Origin of the sequence: Trebonia kvetii, from assembly GCF_007827045.1 — a bacterium.
GTDB classification, from domain to species: domain Bacteria; phylum Actinomycetota; class Actinomycetes; order Streptosporangiales; family Streptosporangiaceae; genus Trebonia; species Trebonia kvetii.
The window spans coordinates 356,842-381,689 of record NZ_RPFW01000007.1 but is presented as its reverse complement, the minus strand read 5'-3'; the positions used below and the strand labels follow the sequence as shown (position 1 = coordinate 381,689).

General features: G+C 66.2%; 32 protein-coding genes and 1 pseudogene. 3 read left to right on the top strand and 30 right to left on the bottom strand.

The genetic code is table 11. From position 1 onward, the window contains the following. Positions 1-31: 31 nt before the first annotated feature. Positions 32-376, top strand: coding sequence for a hypothetical protein (locus EAS64_RS33750; RefSeq protein ID WP_145859650.1), 345 nt, complete (start codon positions 32-34; stop codon positions 374-376). A gap of 328 nt (positions 377-704) precedes the next feature. Here EAS64_RS33750 and EAS64_RS44065 read toward each other — a convergent pair whose 3' ends face one another. From EAS64_RS44065 to EAS64_RS33625, 25 genes and pseudogenes are all read right to left on the bottom strand, one after another. Continuing rightward, positions 705-842, bottom strand: a complete 138-nt coding sequence (locus EAS64_RS44065; RefSeq protein ID WP_187366365.1) for a hypothetical protein — start codon at positions 840-842, stop codon at positions 705-707. Then, entirely contained in the window at positions 830-1,537 is a 708-nt protein-coding gene (locus EAS64_RS33745; RefSeq protein WP_145859648.1) for a hypothetical protein, read from the bottom strand. The genes EAS64_RS44065 and EAS64_RS33745 overlap by 13 nt, the downstream gene beginning before the upstream one ends. After that, positions 1,530-2,267, bottom strand: a complete 738-nt coding sequence (locus EAS64_RS33740) for a ribonuclease H-like domain-containing protein (protein WP_145859646.1) — start codon at positions 2,265-2,267, stop codon at positions 1,530-1,532. The genes EAS64_RS33745 and EAS64_RS33740 overlap by 8 nt, the downstream gene beginning before the upstream one ends. Before the next feature lie 607 nt (positions 2,268-2,874). Further along, entirely contained in the window at positions 2,875-3,261 is a 387-nt protein-coding gene (locus EAS64_RS46380; RefSeq protein ID WP_145859643.1) for a DUF3310 domain-containing protein, read from the bottom strand. Then, complete coding sequence (locus EAS64_RS33725) at positions 3,254-3,601, bottom strand: hypothetical protein (protein ID WP_145859641.1); 348 nt, start codon at positions 3,599-3,601, stop codon at positions 3,254-3,256. The genes EAS64_RS46380 and EAS64_RS33725 overlap by 8 nt, the downstream gene beginning before the upstream one ends. Next, on the bottom strand, positions 3,601-3,801 hold the full coding sequence (locus EAS64_RS33720) for a hypothetical protein (protein WP_145859640.1): 201 nt from the start codon (positions 3,799-3,801) through the stop codon (positions 3,601-3,603). The genes EAS64_RS33725 and EAS64_RS33720 overlap by 1 nt, the downstream gene beginning before the upstream one ends. Further along, on the bottom strand, positions 3,785-4,408 hold the full coding sequence (locus EAS64_RS46375) for a toprim domain-containing protein (protein ID WP_246115983.1): 624 nt from the start codon (positions 4,406-4,408) through the stop codon (positions 3,785-3,787). The genes EAS64_RS33720 and EAS64_RS46375 overlap by 17 nt, the downstream gene beginning before the upstream one ends. A gap of 55 nt (positions 4,409-4,463) precedes the next feature. Then, positions 4,464-4,616 (bottom strand): annotated as a pseudogene (locus tag EAS64_RS47740) (CHC2 zinc finger domain-containing protein); the annotation flags it as partial. 54 nt (positions 4,617-4,670) lie between these two features. Continuing rightward, positions 4,671-5,255 (bottom strand): hypothetical protein, encoded by a 585-nt coding sequence (locus EAS64_RS33705; RefSeq protein WP_145859634.1) that lies wholly within the window; start codon positions 5,253-5,255, stop codon positions 4,671-4,673. 3 nt (positions 5,256-5,258) lie between these two features. Then, complete coding sequence (locus EAS64_RS33700; protein WP_222849800.1) at positions 5,259-5,657, bottom strand: hypothetical protein; 399 nt, start codon at positions 5,655-5,657, stop codon at positions 5,259-5,261. A gap of 8 nt (positions 5,658-5,665) precedes the next feature. Further along, positions 5,666-5,917, bottom strand: a complete 252-nt coding sequence (locus EAS64_RS33695) for a hypothetical protein (protein WP_145859631.1) — start codon at positions 5,915-5,917, stop codon at positions 5,666-5,668. A 109-nt stretch (positions 5,918-6,026) separates the two neighbouring features. Beyond that, positions 6,027-6,401 carry a hypothetical protein gene (locus EAS64_RS33690; RefSeq protein ID WP_145859629.1) on the bottom strand — a complete coding sequence of 125 codons (375 nt, stop codon included), beginning with the start codon at positions 6,399-6,401 and terminating at the stop codon, positions 6,027-6,029. Then, positions 6,394-7,023, bottom strand: coding sequence for a hypothetical protein (locus EAS64_RS33685; protein ID WP_145859628.1), 630 nt, complete (start codon positions 7,021-7,023; stop codon positions 6,394-6,396). Before EAS64_RS33685 ends, EAS64_RS33690 begins: the two co-directional genes overlap by 8 nt. Positions 7,024-7,180: 157 nt before the next feature. Further along, positions 7,181-7,519, bottom strand: coding sequence for a hypothetical protein (locus EAS64_RS33680; protein WP_145859626.1), 339 nt, complete (start codon positions 7,517-7,519; stop codon positions 7,181-7,183). Positions 7,520-7,789: 270 nt separating this feature from the next. Next, the gene (locus EAS64_RS33670) at positions 7,790-8,584 is read right to left on the bottom strand and encodes an ATP-binding protein (RefSeq protein WP_187366364.1); all 795 of its coding nucleotides are present in this window, start codon (positions 8,582-8,584) and stop codon (positions 7,790-7,792) included. A 52-nt stretch (positions 8,585-8,636) separates the two neighbouring features. Further along, a complete protein-coding gene (locus tag EAS64_RS33665) occupies positions 8,637-8,897 on the bottom strand; it encodes a hypothetical protein (RefSeq protein ID WP_145859620.1) in 261 nt (86 codons plus the stop codon). After that, positions 8,897-9,115 carry a hypothetical protein gene (locus tag EAS64_RS33660; RefSeq protein ID WP_145859618.1) on the bottom strand — a complete coding sequence of 73 codons (219 nt, stop codon included), beginning with the start codon at positions 9,113-9,115 and terminating at the stop codon, positions 8,897-8,899. Before EAS64_RS33660 ends, EAS64_RS33665 begins: the two co-directional genes overlap by 1 nt. Then, positions 9,115-9,474, bottom strand: a complete 360-nt coding sequence (locus EAS64_RS33655; RefSeq protein ID WP_145859616.1) for an SLOG family protein — start codon at positions 9,472-9,474, stop codon at positions 9,115-9,117. The genes EAS64_RS33660 and EAS64_RS33655 overlap by 1 nt, the downstream gene beginning before the upstream one ends. 67 nt (positions 9,475-9,541) lie before the next feature. Next, on the bottom strand, positions 9,542-9,961 hold the full coding sequence (locus tag EAS64_RS33650) for a hypothetical protein (protein ID WP_145859614.1): 420 nt from the start codon (positions 9,959-9,961) through the stop codon (positions 9,542-9,544). Positions 9,962-9,993: 32 nt separating this feature from the next. Then, a complete protein-coding gene (locus tag EAS64_RS33645) occupies positions 9,994-10,698 on the bottom strand; it encodes a PD-(D/E)XK nuclease family protein (RefSeq protein ID WP_145859612.1) in 705 nt (234 codons plus the stop codon). After that, positions 10,688-10,822: a hypothetical protein gene (locus EAS64_RS46965; RefSeq protein WP_281283356.1), complete on the bottom strand. Its 135-nt coding sequence runs from the start codon at positions 10,820-10,822 to the stop codon at positions 10,688-10,690. Before EAS64_RS46965 ends, EAS64_RS33645 begins: the two co-directional genes overlap by 11 nt. 66 nt (positions 10,823-10,888) lie before the next feature. Continuing rightward, entirely contained in the window at positions 10,889-11,086 is a 198-nt protein-coding gene (locus tag EAS64_RS33640) for a PD-(D/E)XK nuclease family protein (protein ID WP_145859611.1), read from the bottom strand. Further along, positions 11,070-11,522, bottom strand: a complete 453-nt coding sequence (locus EAS64_RS33635) for a DUF7574 domain-containing protein (protein ID WP_145859609.1) — start codon at positions 11,520-11,522, stop codon at positions 11,070-11,072. The genes EAS64_RS33640 and EAS64_RS33635 overlap by 17 nt, the downstream gene beginning before the upstream one ends. Positions 11,523-11,680: 158 nt before the next feature. Next, entirely contained in the window at positions 11,681-12,007 is a 327-nt protein-coding gene (locus EAS64_RS33630) for a hypothetical protein (protein ID WP_145859608.1), read from the bottom strand. Between the two features lie 519 nt (positions 12,008-12,526). Further along, on the bottom strand, positions 12,527-13,033 hold the full coding sequence (locus EAS64_RS33625; protein WP_145859607.1) for a hypothetical protein: 507 nt from the start codon (positions 13,031-13,033) through the stop codon (positions 12,527-12,529). Positions 13,034-13,321: 288 nt separating this feature from the next. Between EAS64_RS33625 and EAS64_RS33620 the strand changes: the two genes are divergently transcribed. Next, the gene (locus EAS64_RS33620; RefSeq protein ID WP_145859605.1) at positions 13,322-13,825 is read left to right on the top strand and encodes a VOC family protein; all 504 of its coding nucleotides are present in this window, start codon (positions 13,322-13,324) and stop codon (positions 13,823-13,825) included. Between the two features lie 2 nt (positions 13,826-13,827). Here EAS64_RS33620 and EAS64_RS33615 read toward each other — a convergent pair whose 3' ends face one another. The 5 genes from EAS64_RS33615 to EAS64_RS33585 all read right to left on the bottom strand — a co-directional run bounded on the left by EAS64_RS33615 (position 13,828) and on the right by EAS64_RS33585 (position 21,123). After that, positions 13,828-15,615, bottom strand: coding sequence for a VOC family protein (locus EAS64_RS33615; RefSeq protein ID WP_145859604.1), 1,788 nt, complete (start codon positions 15,613-15,615; stop codon positions 13,828-13,830). Between the two features lie 29 nt (positions 15,616-15,644). Continuing rightward, positions 15,645-17,081, bottom strand: a complete 1,437-nt coding sequence (locus tag EAS64_RS33610) for an ATP-binding protein (protein WP_145859603.1) — start codon at positions 17,079-17,081, stop codon at positions 15,645-15,647. 133 nt (positions 17,082-17,214) lie between these two features. Continuing rightward, complete coding sequence (locus tag EAS64_RS33605; protein ID WP_145859601.1) at positions 17,215-18,231, bottom strand: acetamidase/formamidase family protein; 1,017 nt, start codon at positions 18,229-18,231, stop codon at positions 17,215-17,217. Between the two features lie 12 nt (positions 18,232-18,243). Next, positions 18,244-20,433, bottom strand: a complete 2,190-nt coding sequence (locus EAS64_RS44060) for a hypothetical protein (protein WP_187366363.1) — start codon at positions 20,431-20,433, stop codon at positions 18,244-18,246. 78 nt (positions 20,434-20,511) lie between these two features. Continuing rightward, positions 20,512-21,123: an FHA domain-containing protein gene (locus tag EAS64_RS33585; RefSeq protein WP_145859595.1), complete on the bottom strand. Its 612-nt coding sequence runs from the start codon at positions 21,121-21,123 to the stop codon at positions 20,512-20,514. 687 nt (positions 21,124-21,810) lie between these two features. On the opposite strand from EAS64_RS33585, the gene EAS64_RS33580 reads away from it, so the two are divergent. Beyond that, positions 21,811-24,831, top strand: a complete 3,021-nt coding sequence (locus EAS64_RS33580) for a sensor histidine kinase (RefSeq protein WP_187366362.1) — start codon at positions 21,811-21,813, stop codon at positions 24,829-24,831. The last annotated feature ends 17 nt before the right edge of the window (positions 24,832-24,848 follow it).

Below are 24,848 nucleotides of genomic sequence, written 5' to 3'. Positions count from 1 at the left end.
ACTGGTGGTTAATCGAGAAGAGGTTAAGGAAATGACTCTTACCGAAGTCCTCGCCAACTGCAAGACCAACGCCCCGAAGGGCTTCGCCCTGCTTAACGAGAAGGGGCCGGAGGGCTGGCTCGCCAAGGTCGACCTGGACGACTTCACCATTGGACGCGCGAGCCGGTGCGTGCTCGGCTACGCGTACGGCTCCTACCACTTCGGGATGAAGGAGCTGTTCAACCTGACCGAAGAGATGACGGCAACCTGGGACGACCACGCCGAAGGGCACGGCTTCGACGCCACCGGCGGCCCGCAGCGTTTCGACCGGATCGCCGAGCTGGACGCCGACTGGCGAGCCATCATCACAGCGGCCCGCGAAGAGGCCGCGAGCTAAGCGAGGTACCCTGACCAGGGCGTTAGTGCTTCCGGGAGGTAGGGCGATGGCGAGGCGCGTGGACACACGCGATGAGTGGGATGAGGCTTGGGCAAGCGCGATCGAGCTTCTCGAGGCCGACAGGCGTCTAGGGATGCGGCATCGCTTCGCGGTCGAGCCTGTAACGATCAGCACTGGCAAGAGACGCGGCCGACGCGTCTGGGCGGTGATGATGCGCGAGCCCCACGAGCCTCCCCCGAAGTTACGAGGTACGGTTAAAGAGAAACCCCCTGGCCCACCCGCCAGGGGGTTCTTTTTTTGTGCCCAATTCCCTACCAATCCGACCGGGTTAGTGGATTACGTGGAAGGTCCGCAGCGCCAGCCAGGCCACGCCGACCCAGAACGCCACGCCGAACAAGGCGCACAGCGCCCACACCGCGCACGTAGCCGCGATGGCGGACTTTGCGACTCGCTCTATCTCCTCCATGGGTCAGCGCCCCCCAATTCGTCCTGTAGGCGCTGTACGGCGCGGAAGACGCGCACGCGAAGCGCATTCCCAGTGAGCCCCATCGACGCGGCTAGGCCGTCCCTCTCCCAACGGCCGTCGTCCGTGTCCTCTTGGTTGCAGGAGTAGTAAGCCGTCAGGAGACGGCGCTGTCCCTCCGTGAGCTTCCGCCAGGCTGCTTTAAGGTCGATCAGCATTACTTGGTAGTTTTCCGCGCCCGAGAACGGGTCGTTAGCCCGGATGAAGACGCCTGCGGCGTCCACGCCGGAGCTGGCCCGCTGCATGGCAGCGCCCACGTCCCAGTCCGCCTCAACCATGACCGGCAGGAGAAGCGAGATAAGGCCGGTCGAGTAGAACGCGATGTCATCGGTTGCGTAGCCCGCCTCCGCGGCCCGCACCGACCGCCTAAAGCGGTCGTCGGCCGCGGTGACCTTACGGACCTCATCCCAGAGCCGGACCTTCACTAGGGCGTAGTCGCCCTTGTCCCACGGGTCAGAGAAGCGGATCGGCTTGGTCAGGATGCCGAGCCACATCGCCTGGGCGTAGTCCTCCGCCGGTATGTAGCGGTAACGCTGGTGCGCTGTCTCTGCAACCTTAGGAACGGAGATCTCTAGGTACTCGTTAAGTGCGGCGGAGAAATACGCCCGCACATCGTTTTCCGTGACGGCGTTAGCCATTGCTGACTTCCCTTACATGCGAGCCTGACTCGCGCTTAGTAGACCTAAACCAGCCTCCGCAATCGAGACACTGGTAACGCTGGAATGATGACTGCTGAGTAAGGGCATATCCCCTCTTCTGATGTCTCCCGGAACCGCACTTAGGGCAGGCGATACCGTCGACCACTGCGGCCGGGTGGGACGGAATCCACGGGAGGAACCTTGCGTACAGTTCCTCAAGCAGGATCACGTCATTACGGTTGTATTCCTCCATGCGCCGCCAGGCGTCCTCGTCGCCCTCCATGCACTTAACCCAGAGAAGGTGCCCCTCATGGCCCACCTTCCCGGCGAAGCCGAGCGCCTGCGAGACGTAATCGAGCTTGTTAGACGGGAACTTAAAGACCCGCCTAGCGACCTGATAAAGGTCAACCTGCCGGTAAGGCGACGGGGGAGTTAGCCCCAGCTCGAGGAATTCCCGGTTAAGGTGCGGGATGTCATGGCGCTTGCCGTTCCACGTAACTACGATGTCCGCCTGGTCGAGCTGGTCATGCGCCGCCTTAACCATGCCCTCGCGGCCGGGATTGTGATCCGAGTAGAAGTAACCCAGCTCATCGCCGAGGAACTTCCCGGAGAAGCAGATCATCCCGCCGGAGTCGCGGATCTGGTTAATGCCGATGTTCTGATTCCACAGCCCCCAGGTGTCGACTAGGAGCGGTGCGTTCTCGATGTCTAGGAAGAGGGTCGATAGCACCCGATAGGATCTCCGTCCTGTCCGCCCCTTAGGGCCAAAATCTGGGAATTTTTTAAGAGGGGCCTTAAGCCCGTTTTTTCTGAATCTGCCGAGAACTCGATGAGGATGCTAAGTGGCTGGAGTGAGAGCACCCGCGCAGGGAATCCCTGGTCCCGGAGATGGCGCAGGATTAGCAGCGCTTCCTCCGCTGTCGCGTCCATGTCCGTCTCCATCACTATCGGCTCGCCAGTAAAGGCCGTTCCAGAAGTCGAAATGGAAGCCCTCCCCGTGTCCCTCTTCTAGCCAGCACTCGAGCGTTATGATTCGGCTCTTAGGGTTAATGTCGCTGACTTCCTTGGTGGTCCCGCAGGTGACAGCCATTAGTCGACCTCCTTGTAGCCGCAAGCGAGTTCCACGTCCGAAAGGATGCGGATAGCATCCGCGAGCGCCGTACGCATCTTGCGCATCTCGCTTGGAGAATGCTTCACACGCCAGTCGATATCGCTCGACGGGAAGTAAGTCTCGAACGCCGTCTGCGCTCGGCTTAGCACCGTGCGGATCTCGATAAGCTGCGTGCTGGTGACCCGCTTAAGACCTGGCGCCACATAGGGCCTTGGTCGTCTAGGCATTAGTCGTCCGCCTCCAAGTTCTTAATGCGCCGGTCCAAGTAGAACTTGGCCTTGCGCAGATCCTCGAGCCCGTGCTTCCGCTCCGCCCGGATCACGTAGGCAACGATCGTCGCCTCGTAATGCCCCAGCTCGAAAGCGTCGATGATGTCGATGACTTCGATGCCGTTCGTCCCGATGTAATGCGGCGGGGAGTTAACCATGTCGGCCGCCAGTGAAGCCGCCGCAATCTCGGCGGCCGGGACGAAGTAAAGCGGCCCGAACAGGTCCCGGATTGAATCGAGACTTCCCGTCTGCCCGCCGTCGACCTCGCACTTATACCGGCCGTCCGGCTGGCGCTCCCAGACATCGCCGTCCTTGTCTATGATCGCCATAGGCGTCTCATCCATTGAGCCACTCCTCAAACTCGGCCTCGTCTTTAGTCCACCAAAGGCCGTCAGTATCCACGATGATCGCGCAAAGGAATGAGCGATCGGAACGAACTACGCTGTACCACTTCTGCGTTTCGACGTTAACGACCTCGCCCCCGAGGGAGATCGTTATCTCTTCGCCGACCGGATCGGATTGGTTAACCCGCTCGGCGAGCGTGCGTGCGAACTCCGCCTTGCCCTGCGTAAAGCCATCGGCGTAAGCCGTCTCAAAGTCGCCCTTGATTTCTTCCCGCACCCAGTCCGGCACCATGTAATAGGTGCCGACGTTAGCCTTAAGGCGAGACAGGGTGTCGGACATTAGCGGAGAGTCGCAAGCCCGAACTCAGCCTCGATCTCATCGAGGGAGCCCATCCCGCCGCCGAAACGGTTCGTGACGCACTGCCACTGGTTGTTTTCGACAACCCACCAGTCACCCTCAGCATCCTTAACGGCGAAGGTGACTGCCTTAAAGAAGTCGTCGTTTTCGACTCCCTTAAGGGCGTCAGAGTCCTGCGGCATGGCGGATCGCTTCCCTTCCGTGCTTAAGAAACGTCTCATTGGGGTCCTTGCCGGGTAGGTTTACAACCCGAGCATTGTTAACGTCAGACATGATCCGCTGAGCCAGCTTAAGGCCCGGCTCATCCTGATCCCGGAAGATCAGCACCGACTCAAAGCCGTCGAACAAGAGACGCCATTCCTTGTGCTTGGCCCAGGTGTCGACGCCCGGAACCCCCACCGTAGGGATTCCGCATTCGGTAGTAAGAATCACCGCGTCGAACTCGCCCTCAGAGATGCCGATGTAACCAAGCTTCTCCGCCGCCTCGAAAGCCATCGGGTTGTAGATCCGCGTCGGCATGTGGCTCGACTTGTACTTTGATTCCGCGTCCGACTCGCCGATGTAGCGGAACTTAAAGCCGTGGACCCCGCCGAGCTTGCTCGTGTAAGGGACCGTGATCCTGCCGCGGTACTCGGCGTGCTCCGGGTAAGCTCCGTCGACTACGCCGAGACGATGCGAGGCGATTGCGAGTTCGCTGATCCCGCGTCCACGCAGGTAGCTTAGAGCTTGCGAGTCGTCCGCTAGGGCGACGTGATAGTGATACGCCATCTCGGCTGTTGTCGCCGTCATGCCCCGTTAGTTCCTTAACTCTTTCGCGTGCGATAGTGAAATCGCACGATTCCATCTCCATCACAATGCCGTAGGCGCTTATGACTCTTCCCTCAAAGCACCCTGCATGACACTGGAAGAGGCCCGCTTCCTCGTTAACCGACGCGGAAGGATTCCGGTCGGTGTGGAAAGGGCACCTTGTCTTGGGCCAGGCCCCGTACCCGGTCATCCGGCCATCCCAGCCGTAATGCTCGAGTACGGGACCGATCGGCGCTTCGCTCACTTACTTAGCGGCGGTGTGAATTGCCGCAGTCGGGGCGCCGATCACCTTAAGCGTGTGCGCTGTCGCATCCCACACCGCGCCAGCGGTGACGGTCATGACATCGCCCTCCCAGTACTGCATGTACTTGCTGCCGTTGGCGGCAACGCAGATGACGTACGTCCCGCTGGACGACGACGGGGCGTAGATCCCGTTCGGGTCCATCTGGCCGATGACAGCCGCCCCGGTGAAGCCGTTGCCCTGCGCGTCCGCGGTAACCGCCTGGTAGGGATTGGACAGGCTCGCCGTGTTTGACACCGGCTCACCCAGCGACGGGCAGCTAAAGACCGGATCACGCGAGCCCATCTGGAAGAAGAAGCTCGTGGTCTGCGTGCCGTTGGCCTCGATCGTCTCCGCGTCGATGATCGTCGCCCGGATCTGGCTGTAGTTGAAGTGCGGGAGAGGCTGCGACTGTTCGAGCGACGATGCGTCCGCCCGCTGCGCCGCGGACTCCGCCTGGTTGGCGTCCTGCGTGCCGATGCCCGAGCACCCCGCGAGGGCACCCGCAGTGATGAGAGCTGCGGCGCTAAGGCCGATGATCTTATTCACTTGTTACTGTCCTGCCTGGTAAAGGGAGCTGTTGGGGGAGAGGGAACCGGCCTCGCAGTTAGCGCCGATCCACGCGAGCTGGTCGGCGGGGAGCTGGATGCTCTGGATCTGGTCCGCGTCCTGGCAGACGATCGACGCGATAGCCGCACGCTGCGGGAACAGCGCGGCGGTAAGGGCAGTGTCGTTACCCGCCTTAGCGATCTGAACGGTGATGTTCTCGACCTCGGCGAGCTTGCTCGTGACCTGCTGGCTAAGCGTGAGCTGATTCGAGTAGCCCTGCTGGATCAGCTCGTTAGAGCGTGTGTTGTTCGCTCGCTGGAACCACCATCCGAGCTGCCAGCCGCCGAAGACGATCCCGGCTATCAGGGCGAGGGTGCCAAGGATGGCACCCGCCCCTCCCAAGATCCCCTTCACAGTCCGGCCGCTGCCTTAGCCGCGGCCTGCGTGGCCTGTTCCATGACCTGCGGGAGCAGGTTCGTCATGGCGTAGTGCTGAATGGCCGCCTCGATCGCCTTAAGTTCCGGCGTCGCGCTGATCTTCTCGGTGTGCCATGCGGCGCCGATGATCTGCGTGAAGTGGTGCGACAGCACCACGACCAGGAGCAGGACGACCCACGTCGCCAGGAACGGGAGCGACACATGCCAGCCGTGGCGAGCTGCCACGCCGGACGCCCACGACACGGCGGCCGTAAGCGGAACGCTCCGGGCGGCAAGGAGGATCTTCCTAGCCCCCCTTAGCGCCTTAGCGCTCGGTCCCACCGGGGCCGGAGCCTCAGTAGTCATTGCAGTCATTACCGTTAACCTCTTCCTCAAGGTTGGCCGGAGGCTCAGGCAAGATAAGCTCCGGATTTACGAGCACTTCCTTTAGGTCGTCCAGTGTCATGAACTGACCATTGGCCCCTTGCGCGGACCTAAAGCGGACGGACGGGCGGCCGGTGGGGGTGACTCCGTTTATCCCCCACACTGCATAAATGGGCACCCCGTCCGGGTGCTTCAGCCGCAAGGCCAGGGAGAAGAACGGGTTTTCTGTCCACCCGTTCTCTTTAGCCAGCGCCATTATCTTTAGGATTTGGGCGAGAGCCTTAGCTAGGCTCTCGCCCTCCTCCTCCGTGCCGCCGTTAGCGGCAAGGTCGAACAGGTCAGGCATCCGCGCCTGACTCGGCCGGTGCCTCTTCCTCGGTGGAGACAAGGCCGAGCATGAAGTCAAGCGCGGCTTGGCCGGTAAGGATCTCGATGTCCTCCTCGTCGTCCTCTTCGTCGTCCTCGCCGCAGGAGCCGAGGACGTTCGGGTACTCATCCGCCGGGAACACGGCCGCGAGGTTCGGGTTGTGCGTGATCAGGTGACCCAGGTAGGTGCGCAGTTCCTCCGGCAGGGCGAACGCCCGGCCCGCCAGGTCCAGCACCAGGACTTCGAGAAGCTGCACGTAGGTAGCGAGCTGGCGGTAACGCTCCAGCCGCATCACGGCGTAAGCGTCATCGATGTGACCGCCGCCGTCCTCGGCGCGGCGGTTCTTGACGACCACGGCGCCCTTGAACGGGATGGCGTCCTTACGGACAAGGCTGGCCTCGAGCTGCCGCAGGTAGGCGGGGAGGTTAATCCGCGCCTGGTCCTTCGCCTCGATCGTCCACTCGCCCTTGTCCTTGACCTGGCCGAAAGCGATGTCGCTCTCGTCAAGCAGCTCGGAGCCGGTGCGCTCCGCGTGCAGGTTGGCCTCGTTCAGGTAGTTAACGATCGCCGTTTCCCAGCGAGTGCCACGGGGGTTGGTCATTCCTTAGCGTCCAATCTTCCGGCGGTTCTGCGAACCGGGCTTGTGTCCCTTGGTGGTGCCGTGTGCGCCCTTAGGGATCGCGGGGTTGAATCCCTTGATCCGCCTCTCCATCCGGGCGGCAACGCCCTTAGGAGAGGAAACGCGGGGGAGTGTGCTCTTACGCGAAGACACCGAGATTCAGCTCCTTAAGCGCTCTCTCGATGGCCAGGCTGACGTACGCCTCTAGCCACGGAAAGCATTCGCGTAGGTTGTTAATGCCGTAGACCGTCTCGTTAACGCCGGACCCAAGAGATCCGTCGTTCTTGACGTAACGGCCGTGAATGATGCCGGTGGCAAGTTCCGGAGCCTCGGAGCCCCAAGCCCTGACGGTGAAAGTGAAGTCGTGAGGCCGGTAGGTAGTGCCGGTCGAGTACCGCTTGCGAACATCGGGCGTTTCGCCGTCTGCGAACTCGACCACGAATTCCCATTGGCGACGGTCGACCTTAAGCTCTGCCACGATTCTGTCTCCTGCTGATACGGGCTGCCTTGTCTCGCTTCCTGCGCCTGCGTACCACTGCCTCCGGGACGGTTCCTTCGTACACGCGGTAATTCAGCGCATTGAATGCGATGAGCATCTGAACGGACGCGGGATTCGGTGCCTTCATGACCGGACCTTTCGGGTCGCACTCACTCTCGCGGTCCTTTCGACGGGCTGCCGCAGAGCTGCCAGCTTTCGGCTGGCTGAGGGTCGGAACCGTTTCTGTGTTCCTCTCGGATACAGTCTCAATCATAGGGCAGACCATCCTCCTCTTGCAACCGAGTGAGAACTTTCGGGCAAGGAATATCGGTTCGCCTCAAGTGAACCGCTCGGACTCCATAGCGGGTCGTCTTCGGACAGTTTCATCCGTGACGTGTCCGCGTACATGACAACAGGATTGGCCGCCTGCGGATCAGACGGGCCGGAGCTGTTCTTGACCACCGCGACCTTGTACTCACGGTTAGCGGGGTTAAAGCCGATGCTAAGGATTAGCCGCGGGTACTGGCTCACCTTGCCGAGCATCTTGTCTCGCTGCAACGGCTCGCACGTAACCAAGTCCGTCATGTGGTGCGCCGCGACAATGGCGCACTCCCACTCATGGGCCAGGTTGTTGAACTCGAGCGTTAGCGCCTTAAGTAGCGCCCACTCATCGCCCATCGCCGACGTGAGGTTGCCAAGGTTGTCGATGATGACCAGCGACGGATAAACCCCGTAACGCTGCTCGAATGCTTCGCCTTGGAGCCTTATGTCGTCAAGGTCGTCGGCGGTGAACACAACCTGCGTGTTCTCCATCCGGTCGAGTGCGCCCTTGTACGAGTCGATGTCTTCCTTAACTTCCCGGAAGGTGTCACCCGTGAGGATTGACCCGAACCGGGACGCGACCGTGAGGCGGTCGCTGTCAAGGAAGAATGCCAGCGTCGGGACTTGCGCCCTTACCGCGTAGTTCATCATCAGCAGTGACTTACCTGCCGAGGGAGGCCCGACTACTAGGCCGAGTTCGGACCTGTTAAAGAACGCCTCGCGTCTTGCGAGGCCCGGCCACATCCCCGGTAGGGGCTGGCCGGATTTGCCGCGGCGGGTAGCCGCTTGCGCAAGGCTAAGCATTGGCCACAATTCCCTGCCCGTGGCTGGGGCCAAGCAGCTCTTGGTAATCAAAGATGGCCTCGGGAAGATCCATCCATCTCCTGACGCCGAGACTTGCCTCGTGCCATACGAGGGGAGTAATTTCGCCGTCCTCTTCGGTGAGCCAGCCCACTACATCGAGTTCCTCGACATCGCCATCCGGAAGGTCATAACGCACCCGCCATCCGGCGGGAGCCGGAACCCACTCGCCGCCGAGCTTTTCGCTGTAGGTCATTATTCAAACTCCCTGTCGCTTAGTATTCTTTCGGCTGCGCTGGCCATGCCCTCGAGGATCATGAGGGAGCGATCACCGTTAGCAAGCATGGTGATCCGAGTGAGGTCCGCCAGGGTTGAATCATCGAGACATTCGGCGAACTTAGAGAACTGCGCTTCCGCCTGACCCGGCGTATCCCACTTACCGACCTCGCGGACGTTGCGCTTTACGTATGGCATTACGCCGTAAACCTCCTAACGAGAATCCCCTTAGCCTCCGCATAGTCGGCGCAGCCGGAGGCGCCGCGAGAGCCGTTCCTAATGAATGCAAGGCAGAGATCGGCCCCGCAGTTGACCATCTGGAGATTGCGGATCGGGCCAGCGGCCCGGCCATACGTGTTCCACGCGGCGCGGTGGCGCTCAACGTCGACCTCGCGCTCAAGTGCCCATTGGTCAGCGAGACGGTCGGCGCCCGTTGGGCAATCGCCAACTACGATGGTGACCTTGTGCCAGGAAATGCCTTGCGTGGCATCCTTAATGGCTTCGTCAATGGCCGCTGCGTCATCCCAGTCACGGGAGCCGGTAACAAGAATCCTCATTAATTTCCCCTTAGACGGGAGCGGCCCCCGCCGAAGCGGGGGCCGACTTATCCCTGATCCCGAACTGCTAGCGAACGAAGTTCGGCTTGTGGTCCCGGTTGACCGAGCAGAAGAAGCCCTTGTAGGGCTTGCCGGTGCTCTTGCTGGTGCCCTCGCGCTTCTCCGTGCGCCCGCCGCAGTCGGGGCAGGGAGGGGTGACCTCCTGCTGCTGCTGGCCGCCGTTGAACGGGGCGCTGTCCGAGCTGGCGGAGCTGCCAGCGAGTGTGGCGTCAATCGCGGCGATCATGTCGAGGACCGATTCGCCCTCCTCGCCGATCGGCGCGGAGATCATGGCGAGCCGGTCAGCCCACTCCGGAGCGTTCCGGCCGCGGACGCTGATCAACGTCCCGCGCTGGGTCTTGAACGACACCGACAGGGGCTCCTCAGGCTCGGGGAGCACGGCCGCCTCAAGGGCGGCAGGGGAGTCGTAGGTTTCAGTAATGGACATGCGTTAAGACCAATCCCTTCCGGATCAGTGGGTTACTTGGTTCGCCTTAGCGGCGTCGGATAGTTCGGGTCGTAACGTGCGGCCTCATGGCCGCCGCGCTCGACACACGCATGGGCCACCGGGCATCGGCGGCAGTGGTCGCCGGGGTGCGCGGGGTAGTTCCCGGAGTTAGCGGAGAGATCGAAGAACGCGAACTCACCGCCGAGGTAGGGCACGCTGTTAGCCGCGCCGTCCATCTCAATTACGGGCTGGAAGTACGTCTTAGTCGTCCGGCCGGTACCGCGGGCCATGAAGAACGCGCCGTAGCGCGGACGGATGCCGAAGTTCTGCTCGATCAGGCCAGCGCCGATGGCGAGCTGCCGGGCGCTGTCCGGGTACGTGGAGCCCGACTTAATGTCGGTCACCACCAGTGCCGGGTTAACCTTCCCGAAGGTCAGCACGAGGTCTATGACCCCCCGGACGGGCACGTCCCCGAAGTCGGCCGTCAAGTCAAGCTCGATGGCCGGGCGCCCGTCCGGAGCGATCCAGACCCCCACATCCGTCTGTCGCTCGTACCAGTGGATGAAGTTGGCCGCCCACTGCGGCCCGTTCTCCCGCCAGAAGTCCTCGCCCTGGTCGTTCCACCGCCCGCCGAGCTGGAATTGGTCCGGCCGGTAGCCGGACTTAGCCGACTCCTCCGCGATGGCCCTGGTGAACTCCTCCGCAAAGACGGCCTCAACGTCGAAGTCACTCGGCAAGGGTGTCGCCCTCTTTGCACGCGTAGCGGTTCGTGTCGCTGTGGACCGGCTCGCCGTAACCGTCGCTCATGATCAGCTCGCGGCAGTGCTTGCAGCGCTTGCGGAGTTTGCGGAAGATCTTCACTCGTCGTCGTCCTGTTCTACGTAGGGCTTGGTGAAGCCGGGACCGGCCCAGTCGTCGTCATCGTCGTCAGCCATTGCCGTCCTTAAGGGACTCGCGCAGGTAGCGCTCGATCGTGGCGTGGACGGCCGTGCCGCCAGGGAAGTACCAGGCGGGCACCCGCGGAACGCGGACGATGCGCTGTAGCTGGAACTGACGCGGGCACTGCCCGTACTGGGAGATCTGGGAGTAGGACCGCGTACGGCGCGGCTCAGACGGCGCGGACAACGGAGTTCCTAGCCGCCGCCATGATGGCGGCGCGAAGGTCGTTGCCTCCGGCGGTCAGTTCTCCGGAGTCGGTGACCACCTGGCCCTGAACGGCGAACCGAAGGTCCGCGATCTTCGCGTGAGCCTCGGCCGCGGATGGGAAGCGGTGCTCGGCGTCGTCATTCCAGGTGTTGTCACGCACCCATTCGTCAAGGGCGTTGTGAAGCTCCTGGCCTGACCGGGCAACGGCCAGCGACTCGCGGGACGTGTAGTCCTCGAACGGAGACGGGCAAGAGCACCCGCTGTCACTCGCGTAGAAGACTTCGCCGGTCGCAGGGTCGCGCAGGATGACGAAGGTGGTGAACGAGTACGACGCGTACTCGTCTTCGACCGTCGCCACGATCTCTAGCCCGAACGCCTCCGGCTGGTTGTAAACGTCGGGGGTTGACCAGCCCATCAGGCCCCCCGAACTACATCGGTGTAATTCTGGATCACATGTTCTATGATACAGGCTCAATCGCCACGTGGCCAGCGGGGATAGAAGATTCCCGATGTCTGCTCAGGGCAAAAAAAGCCCCCCGGCTGGCGGCCGGGGGGCGTTAGTTTAACGATTAACTAGGGGCACCTAAGTACCCAGGTCCACACATGATTCGGCTGGTCGTGGGTCGGTTCGCCGATGTCGTCATACTCGGGGTGGCCTCGCATCCAACCCGCGTCCCGCAGGAGATCGCAAACGGACTTGAAGTCCTCCGGCAGGCACTCCTCATCGGCGGCGATGAGGAGTAGCTTTCCCTCCCGGTCCCACGCGGCCTCCGCTGTCGGCCAGATGTACCACGCCCATTCGTTGTCGACCCGTGCCCCCAGGCCCAAGAGCGCGTCCACGCGAGCGCAAACATGCGCCATCGCGGTGACAGGTATCGCAAGCGGTGTCCTGCTAGTCATGCGAAGTCTTCCCAGCCTTTGCCATCGAACCAACCTTGCAAATCACTAGCCGATCTGACCACACGGGCCAGCACGTACACAAGTGGAACCACGCACATCACGCGTCACAGCATCGACGGTCATCATACCAGAACACGTGCTCGAAACAAGCGACTGAGCAGGATCGCAGCCCGCCCCTGAGCGGGCGCTTAGAACTTGAGACGTTGTGTTCCTTAATCAAATAGAAACTCAGGATCGTTTACGAGCAAAAGATGAACGGCTGTTCATAAAAGAAGGGCGGCCCGCAGGCCGCCCCTTAGTTACAGAAGTTACTGAGAGAATTACTAGGAAGTTACTAAGAACCGTTAAGGGTTTTGCTAGTACTTAAAGTACTACTTGAGGTATTAAATAAGCCCGGCCCCTTAGGGGGCCGGGCTATTACTAACTACTAGTTACTAACTACTAGAAGGTCAAGAGCAGTATACACGCAGGCGGATACAGTCTCATACCGACCTCAGGCGATCAGCCATGTGAGCTGCGTCACGCAGCTCGCCAGCCGTGGATCATCCACGCCATGAGACTCAGCGGCTCACCCTCGGCGCTCAGCTCCTCGCTTCGCGCCTCCCGGACGATCGGCTGTCCGTCAGCAGTCAGGTCGACTATCCTCCTGTCGGCAATCATCTCCTCCCGCCAGGTCAGGGATGTCTGCCGGAGCATCCGGCCGGAGGCGGTGTCGGGCTCGTGGCCGCGATCAGCCGCGGCCAGGTCGCGCAGGTAGCGCATGAGCGTGTGCATCTTATGTTCGGTGGCCAGTGTCCCCGGCGGCGGAGCCATCTCGTCATAGCGGACGACCGCCTTGGGGGCGTACCCCCACTCCGGTCCCTTGCGGGACAAGACGGTCTTGACTGACGAGAGGTTCACGGGCGGGCGCCCGTGCTCGGCGTTGTCGTTGTCTAGTGCTTTCCCGTACTGGAAGATTCCCCAGTCTGGGTGCTCGATGGCCAGGCGTTTAAGCAGGTCCCAGTCGAACGATCTCGGCGGGGCCATAACGGGCCTCCCTAGTCGGTGCTTCCGTTGCGCGTTCGTGATACCGGCTCAATCATACCCGTCCTCCCGCCATCGGACACAAGCGTTCGGGCGAGTTTCGCCCGATCTCGTCCGGCCGGAGGGGGGACCTAGCCCTAGACTGAGGCAAACCCGCAGGTCAGAGCCGAGACGGTTATCGAAGGAAATAAAGATCTTCACAAACCCATTATCCCGAACGGATGCGGTTTACTCACCCCACGTCACGCTGAAACCCCAGATCAGGGCGTACACATCGACAGGAGTCCGATCATGGCAGTCCGTCGCCTGAACCACGCGGTGCTGTACGTCAACGGCCTCGCCCGCGAGGTCGAGTTCTACACCGCGACGCTCGGTTTCCAGGTGCGCATGGAGATACCGGGCCAGGCCGCGTTCCTCCGCGCACCAGACTCGGCCAACGACCACGACCTGGGGCTGTTCGAGATCGGGACCGGCCACGCCGACGGTCGCCCGAAGGTGGGCCTGTACCACCTGGCCTGGGAGGTCGGCACCCTGGCCGACCTGGTGGAGACGCGCAAGCGGCTGGTGGACGCAGGCGCCCTGGTCGGAGAGAGCGACCACCGCCTGTCGAAGTCCCTATACGCTAAGGACCCGAGCGGCATCGAGTTCGAGGTCCTGTGGCGGGTTCCCGTGGCGGACTGGGAGTCCGAACTCGCCCGCGACGGCGGCTTCACCGTCCCGCTCGACTGGGATCGCACCCTGTCCCGCTGGGACCCGAACCTGAAGACCGGCGCCGCCGCCAATTCCCCCACCTAGCGTCAGCCGGCCGAGCCCGACACACAGAACTCGTTGCTCTCGGGGTCGGCGAGCGTGACCCAGGCGTGCGGCCCCTGCTGCCCCTCATGCAGGAACTTCGCGCCGCGCACGACCAGGTCCGCCACGGTGCGCTGCAAGTCGTCGGTTCCGATGCGCAGGTCCAGATGAACACGGTTCTTGACCGTTTTGGCCTCGGGGACCAGCTGGAACAGCATCCGCGGCGCGCGCGTCGTGCCCTCGGGATGGCTGATCGCCGCCCCCTCCCGCCACACGAGCGCCCCGTTGTGCACCGTGGTGTCGCTCTCCTTGGCGTGCCCGGCGTCGATCATCCGCCGGATGAACGCCTCGTCCTGCGGCTCGACCACCCAGCCGAGCGTCTCGGCCCACCAGCCGGCAAGCACGTGCGGTTCCGCGCAGTCCACCGTCACCTGGAACTCATACGCCATCGCGGCAGTAACCTCCCCGGGAAATCTCCTCCCGGCAACGCTATCGCCGCCCCCCGACATTCGCCCCCGCCCCCCCCGCGATATCCCCAAATTTCGCCCCAAGATCACCCCGAAGATTCCCTTGCTATTGCCGGGGTCATGGCGCCGGCAATAGCAAGGGAATTCGCTAAACGATCTTCGGGAGGCGGCCGCGGAGGGCTCGTCGAGGAACCAGTGGGGTCGGAGGGTTCCTGGGCCTAAGCGGCGGCGGGTGGGGGGAAGGGGCTGCGTTGGGCTGGTGCGGTTCCCTGGCGGGTTGGGGCCGAGGGGGGCGCGGAGCCTGGCGGTGGCGACGATCCTGGCCGCGATGGTGATCACGATCGCGATCGGCAGCGTCTGGGGCAGTTCCTGCTGCGGGACGAGGGTGACGGCCGCGACGGCGATCGTCGCCCCGCCGAGCGCGACAGCGAGCGCGGCCATCACGCGCCGGCTGAGCACCGTGCGGCGGGCGAGCAGCCGCGCCTCGCGCGGCAGCCGGCTCATCATGATCACGAAGGACGCCAGCGTGCCGAGCGCGAGCGCGCCGAACCCGGCGGCGACGGGAAGCCCGCCGGTGTGCGTCACGGCCGGTATCCACAGCAGCAGCATCGCGATCAGCACGAAGATGTAGATCATTCGTGACACCGACCTGACGATCACCACGTCGATGTTCCTGCTGTAGATGTGCTCGCCCGGCGTGGTCCGCGCCGCGCTGATGAAGTGCCTGATCGCGCCGACCGTGTCGTGGCGGCGCAGCCGGATCCTGCCGAGTTCGTTCATGGCGCCGCTGTGCGCCGGGTCGAGCGCGAGCGCGCGCTCCTGGTGCCGTCGCGCGCCGTCCAGGTCGCCGCGGGCGAGGGCCACCTTGCCGGAAAGGAAGTGCACGTCGGGCTCATCGGGCGCCAGCCTGCGCGCCTCGTCGGCAGCCGAGGCGGCGGCGGCCGGCTGGCCGGCCGCCAGCGCGGCCTGCGCGACGCAGACGTGCGTCTGCCAGTAGGCGGGTGCGAGCCGCCTTGACTCCGCTGCGGCCCGCAGCGCCTCGGCGTGATTGCCCAGGTGCATGAGCGCGTTGGAAGCGAGCCGGTGCGGCCACTCCTCGCCGGGCTCGATGGCGGCGGCCCGGTTGGCGGCCTCGACCGCCTCGGCGAACCGGTCCGCGCCCAGGTGCGCCCGGGCGAACAGGCACCAGGCGCGGCCGCTGCCCGGTTCGGCGGAGACCAGGCGGGCGAGCAGCACCGAGGCCTCGTCATAGCGCCCGAGGTCGAGCATCGTGGCGGCCCGCGCCAGCTCCTGCCTTAGCTCCGGGATGGCCGCTCCTTCGTCCACTGCCGCACCGTCAGCTCAGCCCAGCACCGTCAGATCAGCCGCCGCTTGCGCAGGTATGCAACCAGATCATCGTATGCGCCGCCCTCGTTGGCGAACAGCGCGACGTTCCGTGCCGTCTCGAACCAGGTGCCGAGCGACGGCCTGACCTCCGCGACGGCCGCCTCGAGGTCCGCCTGGCCGATCAGCCGTGGCTCGCCGGTGCGCACCGAGTCGAGCAGCGCCGACTCCGCCGCCGTCTCGCAGATGTGCGCGATGTCCGCGCCCGAGTACCCGTCGGTCAGCCGGGACAGCCTGGCCAGGTCGATCCCGGCCACCGGCCGGTCCCGCAGGTGGAAGCGGAACACGCCCTCGCGTGCCGGGCCGTCGGGCGGCAGCACCAGCAGCGTGCGGTCGAACCGCCCTGGGCGGCGCAGCGCGCTGTCCACGTCCCACGGGTGGTTGGTCGCGGCGAGCAGGAACACCCCGGTGTTGTCGGAGGCAACGTCGTCCAGTTCGAGCAGCAGCTGGTTGACCGCCGAGCGCATCGGGGTGTTCCGCAGCTGGGAGCGCTTCTGCCCGATCGCGTCGACCTCGTCGAGAAACACCACGCACGGCGCGTTGCGCCGCGCCACCTCGAAGAGTTCGTGGATGTTGCGCTCGGAGCGGCCGACGAACATGTCGATCAGGTCGGCGAACGACACCGTGATGAACCGGGCGCCGAGCTCACCGGCGACCGCGCGGGCGATGAACGTCTTGCCGCAGCCGGGCGGCCCGTAGAGCAGCAGGCCGCCGCGGAGCGACTTCCCGTAGAGCTTGCGCAGCTCCGGGTTGCGCATCGGGGCGAGGAACGCGGCCTCGAGCCGCTTCTTAACCTCGTCGAGGCCGGCCACGTCGGCCAGCGTCAGTCCGGTGTGCTCGGCGTCATAGGCGCTTGCCTCGTCCAGGCCGGCGGAGACCGATTCCTCCCCGACGAACATGGCGGGCAGCACGTCGCGCAGCTCGTCCTCGGCCTGGGACCAGTCGTAGCCCTCGGTCGCGTCGTCGCGTCTCCCGGCCGGCCTATCCTCGGCAGCCCCGTCCTCGGCAGCCCCATCCTTGCCAACGCTGCCGTCCGCCGCGCTGGCATTGCCAGCACCGGCATCGGCCGCAGCGCGGTCCCCTGGGACGTCCTCGATGGGGCCGGGGCTCGCCGGGCCGCCCTCGGGGCCGGGGGCGGGGGAGGCGGAGCCACGCACCCGTTCGGCCGGATCCTCGGCGTTCGCCGCGGGAGACGCGGGCGGGCCGGAGACACCCGCAGGCGATGTGAGCATTCTCATCGCCTCGGCGTTGCCCGGCTCGCGCTGCAGCACGGCGCCGAGGTGCCGCACCGCCTCGTCGCGGTGGCCAGAGCGCAGCAGCATCGTCGCGAGGTGCAGGCGTAGCGGCACGTCGTCGGGCATCGCGCCCACCGCGTTGCGCAGGCTTTCCAGGAGCGGGTCAGGTTCCATGCGCCAGTTCCGGGATGTTGAATGCCACCCCTCCACAGTATGGTCCGCACCGGCCCAGTGCGTACCGTCCCGCCAACAACCAAAGGCGGCAACCCGCAAGTCAAGGAGTGCCGTAACGGGAGCGTGCGCCGCCCTACACCCCCGCCGCGAGCTCCCTGAGGTGAGCGTGAATGCCCTCGTACGCGCGCCCGGGCAGGTACCGCTTCGGCATCTTCGCGATCGAGGTGTAGTTCGTGTCGCACACGTTGGCGAGCGGCGACTCCACGGCCTGCGTGACGAACTGGTAGGCGTCCAGCTTGTCGAGGCCGCACAACCCCGCGACCCAGGTCACCATGTCGTGCTGCGCGATGCGGAACGCGTCCTCCAGGGGGCGGGCCGAGCCGGCGGACATGATGTAGTCGTCGTTCTCGAGCCGCGGCCACGGCGTCACGGGCAGCCCGGAGCCGTTGCCCTTGATGAGGTCCACGATGAGCACCGTGTTCATCGCGCACTCGACGGCGACGCCGCAGGTCTCGCCCTCGCCCTGGCGGGCGTGCCCGTCGCCGAGCGACAGCAGCGCGCCAGGCACGTTGACGCCGAGGTAGCAGGTGGTGCCCGCGCGCATCTCCGGGGTGTCCATGTTCCCGCCGAACGCGTCGGGAACAAGCGCGGAGCGCACCTCCCCGCCCGCCGGGGCGACGCCCACCGTGCCGTGCATCGGCGACATCGGCAGGTCGGCGATGAAGTCGGACTTGCGCGCGGTGAACCGGCACAGCTGCTTGTCCCTGTCGAGCTGCCAGATCCACATGATCTCTTCGAGCGGCTCGTTGAGCAGCGCGGTCAGGTGGGTCCCGGTCAGCGCACCGAACAGCGGCACCGTCGTCGACGCCGCCCAGTCGCGCGACGGCGTCACCGACACGAAGTGCACCGCGACGGTGTCGCCTGGCTCCGCACCCTCGATAAAGAACGGGCCGGTCTGCGGGTTGAGCCCGGTGATGTTCAGCCGCGACACCAGGTCGTCCTCGCTGGTCACCCGGCCCGCGAAGCAGTCCTCGGTGGACAGGTCGAGCACGCAGGGCGTCTTGATCCGCATGACGGGAGGCGCGCCGCCGAACGTCCAGGCGTACTCACCGGCCACCGGGTGATAGGTGATGACGGGCAGGTCACTCATCTGCGGTCGCTCCTAAGAGCAAACTTGGTCGGCGTAGTTGGACGCGTTGTTCAGCGTGTCCACCGTCTTCGTCGGTACCGAGCCCTTGCTCACGTCCGCCTGGACGCCCTTGAGGTCGGTGAGCAGGCCGGTCAGTGCGGCCTTGACAGTCGTGCTGTGCGCCTTGCCGATGGCGGTGTTCAGGCTGCTGATCGCCGCGGTCATGTCCGCGGTAAGCGTGGCCTGCGAGGCCTGCGCGTTGAGGTCGTTGATCGTCTTGTTGTAGGCGGTGATCGCGGGGCCGGAGTACTCCTTGCAGCCGGGGTCGGTCGGTCCCACCAGCCGGGGCACCACGATCACCGCGCCGATCGCCGCCAGGGCGAGCACGCCAGCTCCGCCCACGAGCGCCTTGTTCCGCCTCGTAGACAGGCCGCCTGCGCTCGCGCGCTTGACAGCGGCCAGGCCCGCCGCCGGGGTGAGCGACCCGAAGCGGGCGAACGCACCGGTGTTGCCGCGGGACTTGGTAGGACCGCCGGGTCCGCCGTAAGCGCCGGGACCGCCGGGGGCACCGGGACCGCCGTAAGCGCCTGGACCGCCGGGGGCACCGGGACCGCCGGGACCGCCGGGGGCACCGGGACCGCCGTAAATGCCTGGACCGCCGGGGGCACCGGGACCGCCGGAGAAGCCTGGCCCGGCCGGCACGAGCGCGCTGCCAGAACCGCCAGGACCGGGGCCGCCGGGACCGCCAGGACCGCCAGGACCGCCAGGGCCACCGGGACCGCCGGGCCCGAATCGCGAATCGAAGCCTGCCTGGCCCGGACCGTTGCCGAAGCCCGCCTGGCCCGGACCATGCCCTTGGTACGATCCCGGCCCGTCGAACGGCGGGGGACCGCCATACTCAGGTCCACCGGGGAACTGAGGTGCCGGCGCGGTCGGCGCCGGCGCGAACGACGCGGGCCCGGAGAAAGGCCTGCCCGCCGGGAACTGCTCCTGCTGCGGCCCGCCGAACCCGCCTGGCTGCTGTGACCCGAACCTGCCCGGCTGCTGCGACGCGAAGCCGCCCTGCTGCCCTGGACCAGCGAACTGCCCGCCACCGGGGCCGAACCCGTCCCTGGGCGCGAACCCCTCGCCTGGACCGAAACCCGCACCGGGGCCGAACCCGTTGCCCGGGCCGGACCCGTTGCCCGGGCCGAACCCGTTGCCCGGTCCGGCCGGCGCGCGGTACCCGCCGGGTGCCCCGAAGCCTTGCTGGCTTGCCGGTCCTCCACCAGGACCGCCAGGACCTCCGCCAATGCCGCCGCCAGAACTGCCGGGAACGGTGCCAGAACCGCCGGGGAAGGTGCCAGGGCCGCCGGGGAAGGTGCCAGGCGCGGGCGGCGCGTAGCCGCCGCGCGAGTCGTAGCCGTCACGGCCCGGGTATCCGGGCGCGCCAAACGAAGGGGGCTGCCCGTTCCATGGGTTAGGGCCGCCCTGTCCGTTGGGACCGCCCTGCCCGTTGGCACCGCCCTGCGGCTGGTACCCGCCGGGCGCCCCGTATCCGTCCGCGCCGAACCCGGGCCGCGGCGCGAATCCAGGCGGGGAACCGGCTCCCTGCTGCTGACTGAATCCTTGCTGCTGGCCGAAGCCGGGCTGCGGCCCGAATCCCTGCGGTGCGGCGGCTCCGGGCTGCGGGCCGAACCCCGGCTGACCGCCGAAGCCGGTCTGCGGCTGGAAGCCGGAAGGCCCGCCGGCGAAGCCCGCCTGGCCGGGCGGGAAGCCGCCGGGACGCGGCGCGTCATGCGCCGGTGACACCGGGTTTCCCTGTCCCTGCGGACCGAAGCCGCCTGCCGTGCCGTGTCCGCCGAAGTCCCCGGCTTGGCCCTGGTATCCGCCGAATGAGCCGGGCGCGCCAGGAGCGCTGGGTGCGCTCGGCGTACCGCCGGGACCGTAGCCGTCCTGGCGGCCGGGATTGGCGGCGTGCCTGCCGGTCGAGCGACTGAACCAGGAGCTGTCATCGTCGGCCGCGCCGCCGGCACCTGGTGCTTGATAACCGCCGCCAGGCGCACTCGGATAGGCGTCGCCGGCCGGCCTTGACGCCCTCGGGACGGTGTCGCCGTCGATCTCGTCGCCGCTCGTAGGGGCGGCGGGAAGCGCCGGGATGGGGCGCGCCCGGCGGCCGGGCATCCCGGCAGGCGGAACTGGCCCGCCGTGGCGGGATGGCGGCTCGGAGGCAGACGACGACATGACCAGCTAATCCGTTCCTGCTATATCGCCCGGAGGAAGATCCCCCGACCCCAGGGATAGTAGTAGTTGGGAACGGCGTCAGACGAAGCCGTTGCGGCTGAGGCTTGCCGGGTCAGGTTCTCCGCGTGGCAGCGAGACATCGCCGGACACGTCCGCTGCGAGCCTGATCTGGTCGCCGTCGACGAGCCGTACCTCGTTGCCAGGGAGCACCCGCTCGCCGTTGACGAAGGTTCCGTTGGTTGATCCCTCGTCGCGAATCGTCGCCCGGCCGCTGTCGTCCACCATGACCGTCGCGTGCCGCCGCGACACGTTGTCATATTGGCCGAACGCCGCGGCGACCAGGGACTGTGCCGGGTCGCGGCCGAGGATGACCGAGGTCCCCGCTGGCACGTCGACGTTCCCGGTGGGGAACGAGATCCGCAGCACGACAAGGGACGGGCGCCGCCGCGCGCCGGGCAGCGGCTGGCGGCAGTGCATGCAGACAACGTCGGCGGGGTCCTGGACGGGCGTGCCGCAGTTCGGGCACATGGCCCTGCTGTCGCCCGGCCGGATGTACTGCTGCGACACCGTGGGCGACGGGATGTCGTCGTCTGGGTAGGGGGCGTGCGGCAGGTTGGCGCCACACCGGAAGCAGATCAGGTCCTCCGGCTGCACCCCGATGCCGCAGTTTGGGCAGGTCAGGATCGCCATCTCCTCGCTTTAGGGCGGTAAGCCGTTGCCAGCTACCATACCGCCCGAGGGCGGTTAGCGCAGTAGTTCGCCGTGGGGACGGCTCGCCGTGCCCCAGGCGATCCCGGCCACGGACAGCCGGAGGGCAAAAGGGTAGGCCATATCTTGACCTGGCCCGGACCAGAGAGCTGAGCATCGTCAGAAGGTCCCTGCCGCACCTTATGAGTTCTTGTGTCACATGGTCCCCGGCGGCGGTAGCCTTCCATGAGCCTCGCGGGCCATGCCGGCCTAGCCCATACCAGGTGGAGTGGGTGAGTATCCACCAAAGTTCAGGGTGATTCCCGGTGAATGCCCGGTCGGGAGCTGACGATTGATGATTATATGTCCCTACCCGTTTTGTAGCGCTAACTGGAAGAGTTGCCCTGTGCTGGTCCAGGTGGCCTTTGAAGCTGCGAGGTGTGTAGCGCAGTGCGTAGACGTTCGATGACCGACGGAAACGGCGGTCCCCAGACGCCGGCTTCCGGCCTTCCGCTTAACGGCGGCGGGGGCCTGCCGCAGGGCGGACCGCTGGCCGTCGGCGCGGGCCAGGGCGTCCCGGGGGCCGGTTCTTTCCAGAGCCCCCCCGGAAACCTGCCCGTTCCCGCATCGGAGCCCCGCCGCGTCCCCGCGCCGGCTGCCTCCGGCCTCGCCCCCCGTAAGGGTTCCCGCATGTCGATAAGCAACTGGCGCGTTCGCTGGCGGCTCATCGCGATCATCACCGTGCCGACCGTCACCGCCCTCATCCTCGGCGTGATCCAGATCGTCGGCTCGGTCAACAACTATTCGTCGTTCAAGCGCGTGCAGAACCTGGCGAACCTCAACGCCCTGGTCGTCCAAGGCGCCGGGCAGCTCGCCGACGAGCGCGACCACACCGCGGGCTTCGTGGCCGCGGGCGGCCAGGCGGCCACCACGCCGGCCTCGCTCGCGTCGCTCAGCAAGCAGGTAACGAACGACCAGCAGGCGACCGACGCCACGGTGGCCAAGATCAGCTCGGCCGCTCAGGCGGTCGTCAACGGCGACGGATACCGCTCCCAGACGGTCCTCGACCTCAGCAACGGCGTGCTCGCCAACATCGCCGACTTGCAGTACATCCGCCAGGCGGCACTGAAGACCAAGTCCCCCGCGGTGCAGGTGATCCTCACCTACGACCGCGCGATCCAGGCGTTCATCACGTTCAGCAACGACGTCGCCGCGGGCACGGGCAACGCCACCCTCGGGTCGGACGTCGCGGTGCTCAACGCGGAACTGCGCATGGAGGACGACGCCTCGCTGCAGCGGGCCTACCTCTACCAGGCGCTGGCCAGCACGCCAGCGGGCCTCACACCCGGCGCGCTCGCCGACCTCAACCAGGCGGCCGAGCAGCAGCAGGCGGACACCGCGGCCTTCAACCAGGCCGCGACCGTCGCCCAGCAGCAGACGTTCAACAACACCGTGGCCGGCCCGTCGGTTGACGAGGCGAAGAGCGCGGAGAAGCTCGCGATCGCCACCGCTGGCTCGGGCGAACCGCTGCAGATCGGCCCTCAGCAGACCTGTACCGCCGCGAACCTTGACGCGGCCGCCTGCTGGATGTCCACCCAGACGCAGCAGATCGTGCAGATGCGCACGGTCAGCAACGGCATCGTCGGCGACATCACGGCCCAGGCCAACACGCTCGAGTCGAACTCGCTGCACAGCGCGCTCATCGTCTCCGTCGCGACGCTGCTGCTGCTGATCCTCGTCCTGCTCATCACCACCTTCGTGGCGCGGTCCATGATCCGGCCGCTGCGTAAGCTGCGTGCCGACGCGCTCGAGGTCGCGGGCAGCAAGCTGCCTGACATGGTGCGCCGGCTGAGCGAGAGCGAGGGCGGCGACGCCTCCGCGGAGATCGAGCCGATCGGCGTCACCTCGACCGACGAAATCGGTGAAGTGGCGCGGGCCTTCGACCAGGTACACAGGGAAGCGGTCCGGCTGGCCGCCGACGAAGCCATGCTTCGCGGCAACCTGAACGCGATGTTCGTCAACCTCTCGCGCCGCAGCCAGTCGCTCATCGAGCGCCAGCTGTCCCTGATCGACAACCTGGAGCAGACGGAGCAGGACGCCGACCGGCTGTCCAGCCTGTTCCGCCTGGACCACCTGGCGACCCGTATGCGCCGCAACTCGGAAAACCTCCTGGTCCTCGCGGGCCACGAGGCCGCGAGCCGGCGGTGGAGCCAGCCGGTTCCGCTCGTCGACGTGCTCCGCGCCGCGATCTCGGAAATCGAGCAGTACGAGCGAGTCGTGCTCAACGTGCAGCCCGGCATCCAGGTCGTCGGCCAGGCCGTCAACGACGTGGTGCACCTCGTCGCGGAAATCGTGGAGAACGCCACCACGTTCTCGCCGGAAGACACCCAGGTCTATGTCACGGGCCAGCCGCTGTCCAGCGGCGGAGTGCTGCTCGACATCACGGACAACGGCGTGGGCATCTCCGAGCAGGAGATGGCGCACGCGAACTGGCGGCTGGACAACCCGCCGGTCGTGGACGTGGCGGTGTCCCGCCGCATGGGCCTGTTCGTGGTCGGCCGCCTGGCGGCACGGCACGGCGTCCGGGTCCGGCTGCGGCACGCGCAGTCCGGCGGTCTCACCGCGCTCATCTGGCTGCCCGAGTCTGTCGCAGCCCCGGAGAGCGGTCAGCCGCTCGGCCGCCTGCGCAAGTTCGAGACCGACGATTACGGTCCCGCCCCGTCGCTGTCGGCGCCGCCTGTCCCGGCAGGCGCGCCCGGCGGCCCCGGCAGCACCTTCGGCGGAGGCGGTCCCATCGTCCTGCCCGGTGCCCCGAGCAACGGCGGCAGCGGCGGCAGTGTGGGAACAGGAAACAGCGGCTTCACTGGCGCCGCGGCGACCGCATCCCGCATCCCGCGGCTCGGCGGCGGCCCAGGCACGGGCAACGGTAGCGGCAATGGCAACGGCGGCTTCAGCGCCTTCGGGCCGAACGGCGGTGCCCCGGGCTCCGGCGGCACCACCAAGCCGGCGCCGTCGGCACCGCCCGTGCCGCCGGTGCCCGGCGGCTCTGGACCGAACCCGACCGTGAACGCGCCGGGCGGTCCGCTGCCCGTGCGGCAGCCGGGGCACCACCCGCTCGGGCCGGGCGCGCCGAGCGGCAGCCCAGCCGGCGATCCTGTCGGCGGTTCAGCCTTCGGCAGCGACACGTTCGGCGACGGCGAGTTCGCTACCACGCGGATGCCCGCACTCGGCGGCGACGGGGGATCGGCCGGCACCGGCACGATGCCGTCGTCACCGCCGTCCAGCCCCGCAGGCTCCGGTCTCGGTGGCTCCGACGGCACCCAGGTGACCATTCCGCCGACGGCCGGCGCCACCGCTGACCACCGGCTGCCGATCTTCGACTCCCTCGAGTCGGACTGGTTCAGGCGCAGCGGCAAGCCGCTGAGCTCGAACGCTCCGGCCGCCGCGGGACAGACGTGGAACTCGCCCGCCGACGAGGGATGGCGCGCCGCGCGTGTGGTCGCTTCTCCGGAAGCCGGGGAAAACACCACAGCTGGCCTGCCAAAGCGCGTTCCACGAGCTAATCTCGTGCCTGGATCGGTAGGCAACGGCGACAGCACTGAGGAGGCACCGCCGGCCCGTTCCGCGGATGCGATTCGCAGCCGGATGTCGAGCTTCCAGCGCGGTGTTCGCGAAGCGCGTGCCGCCGGACCCCAGACTGAGGAGTCATAAGACGGATGAGACCCACG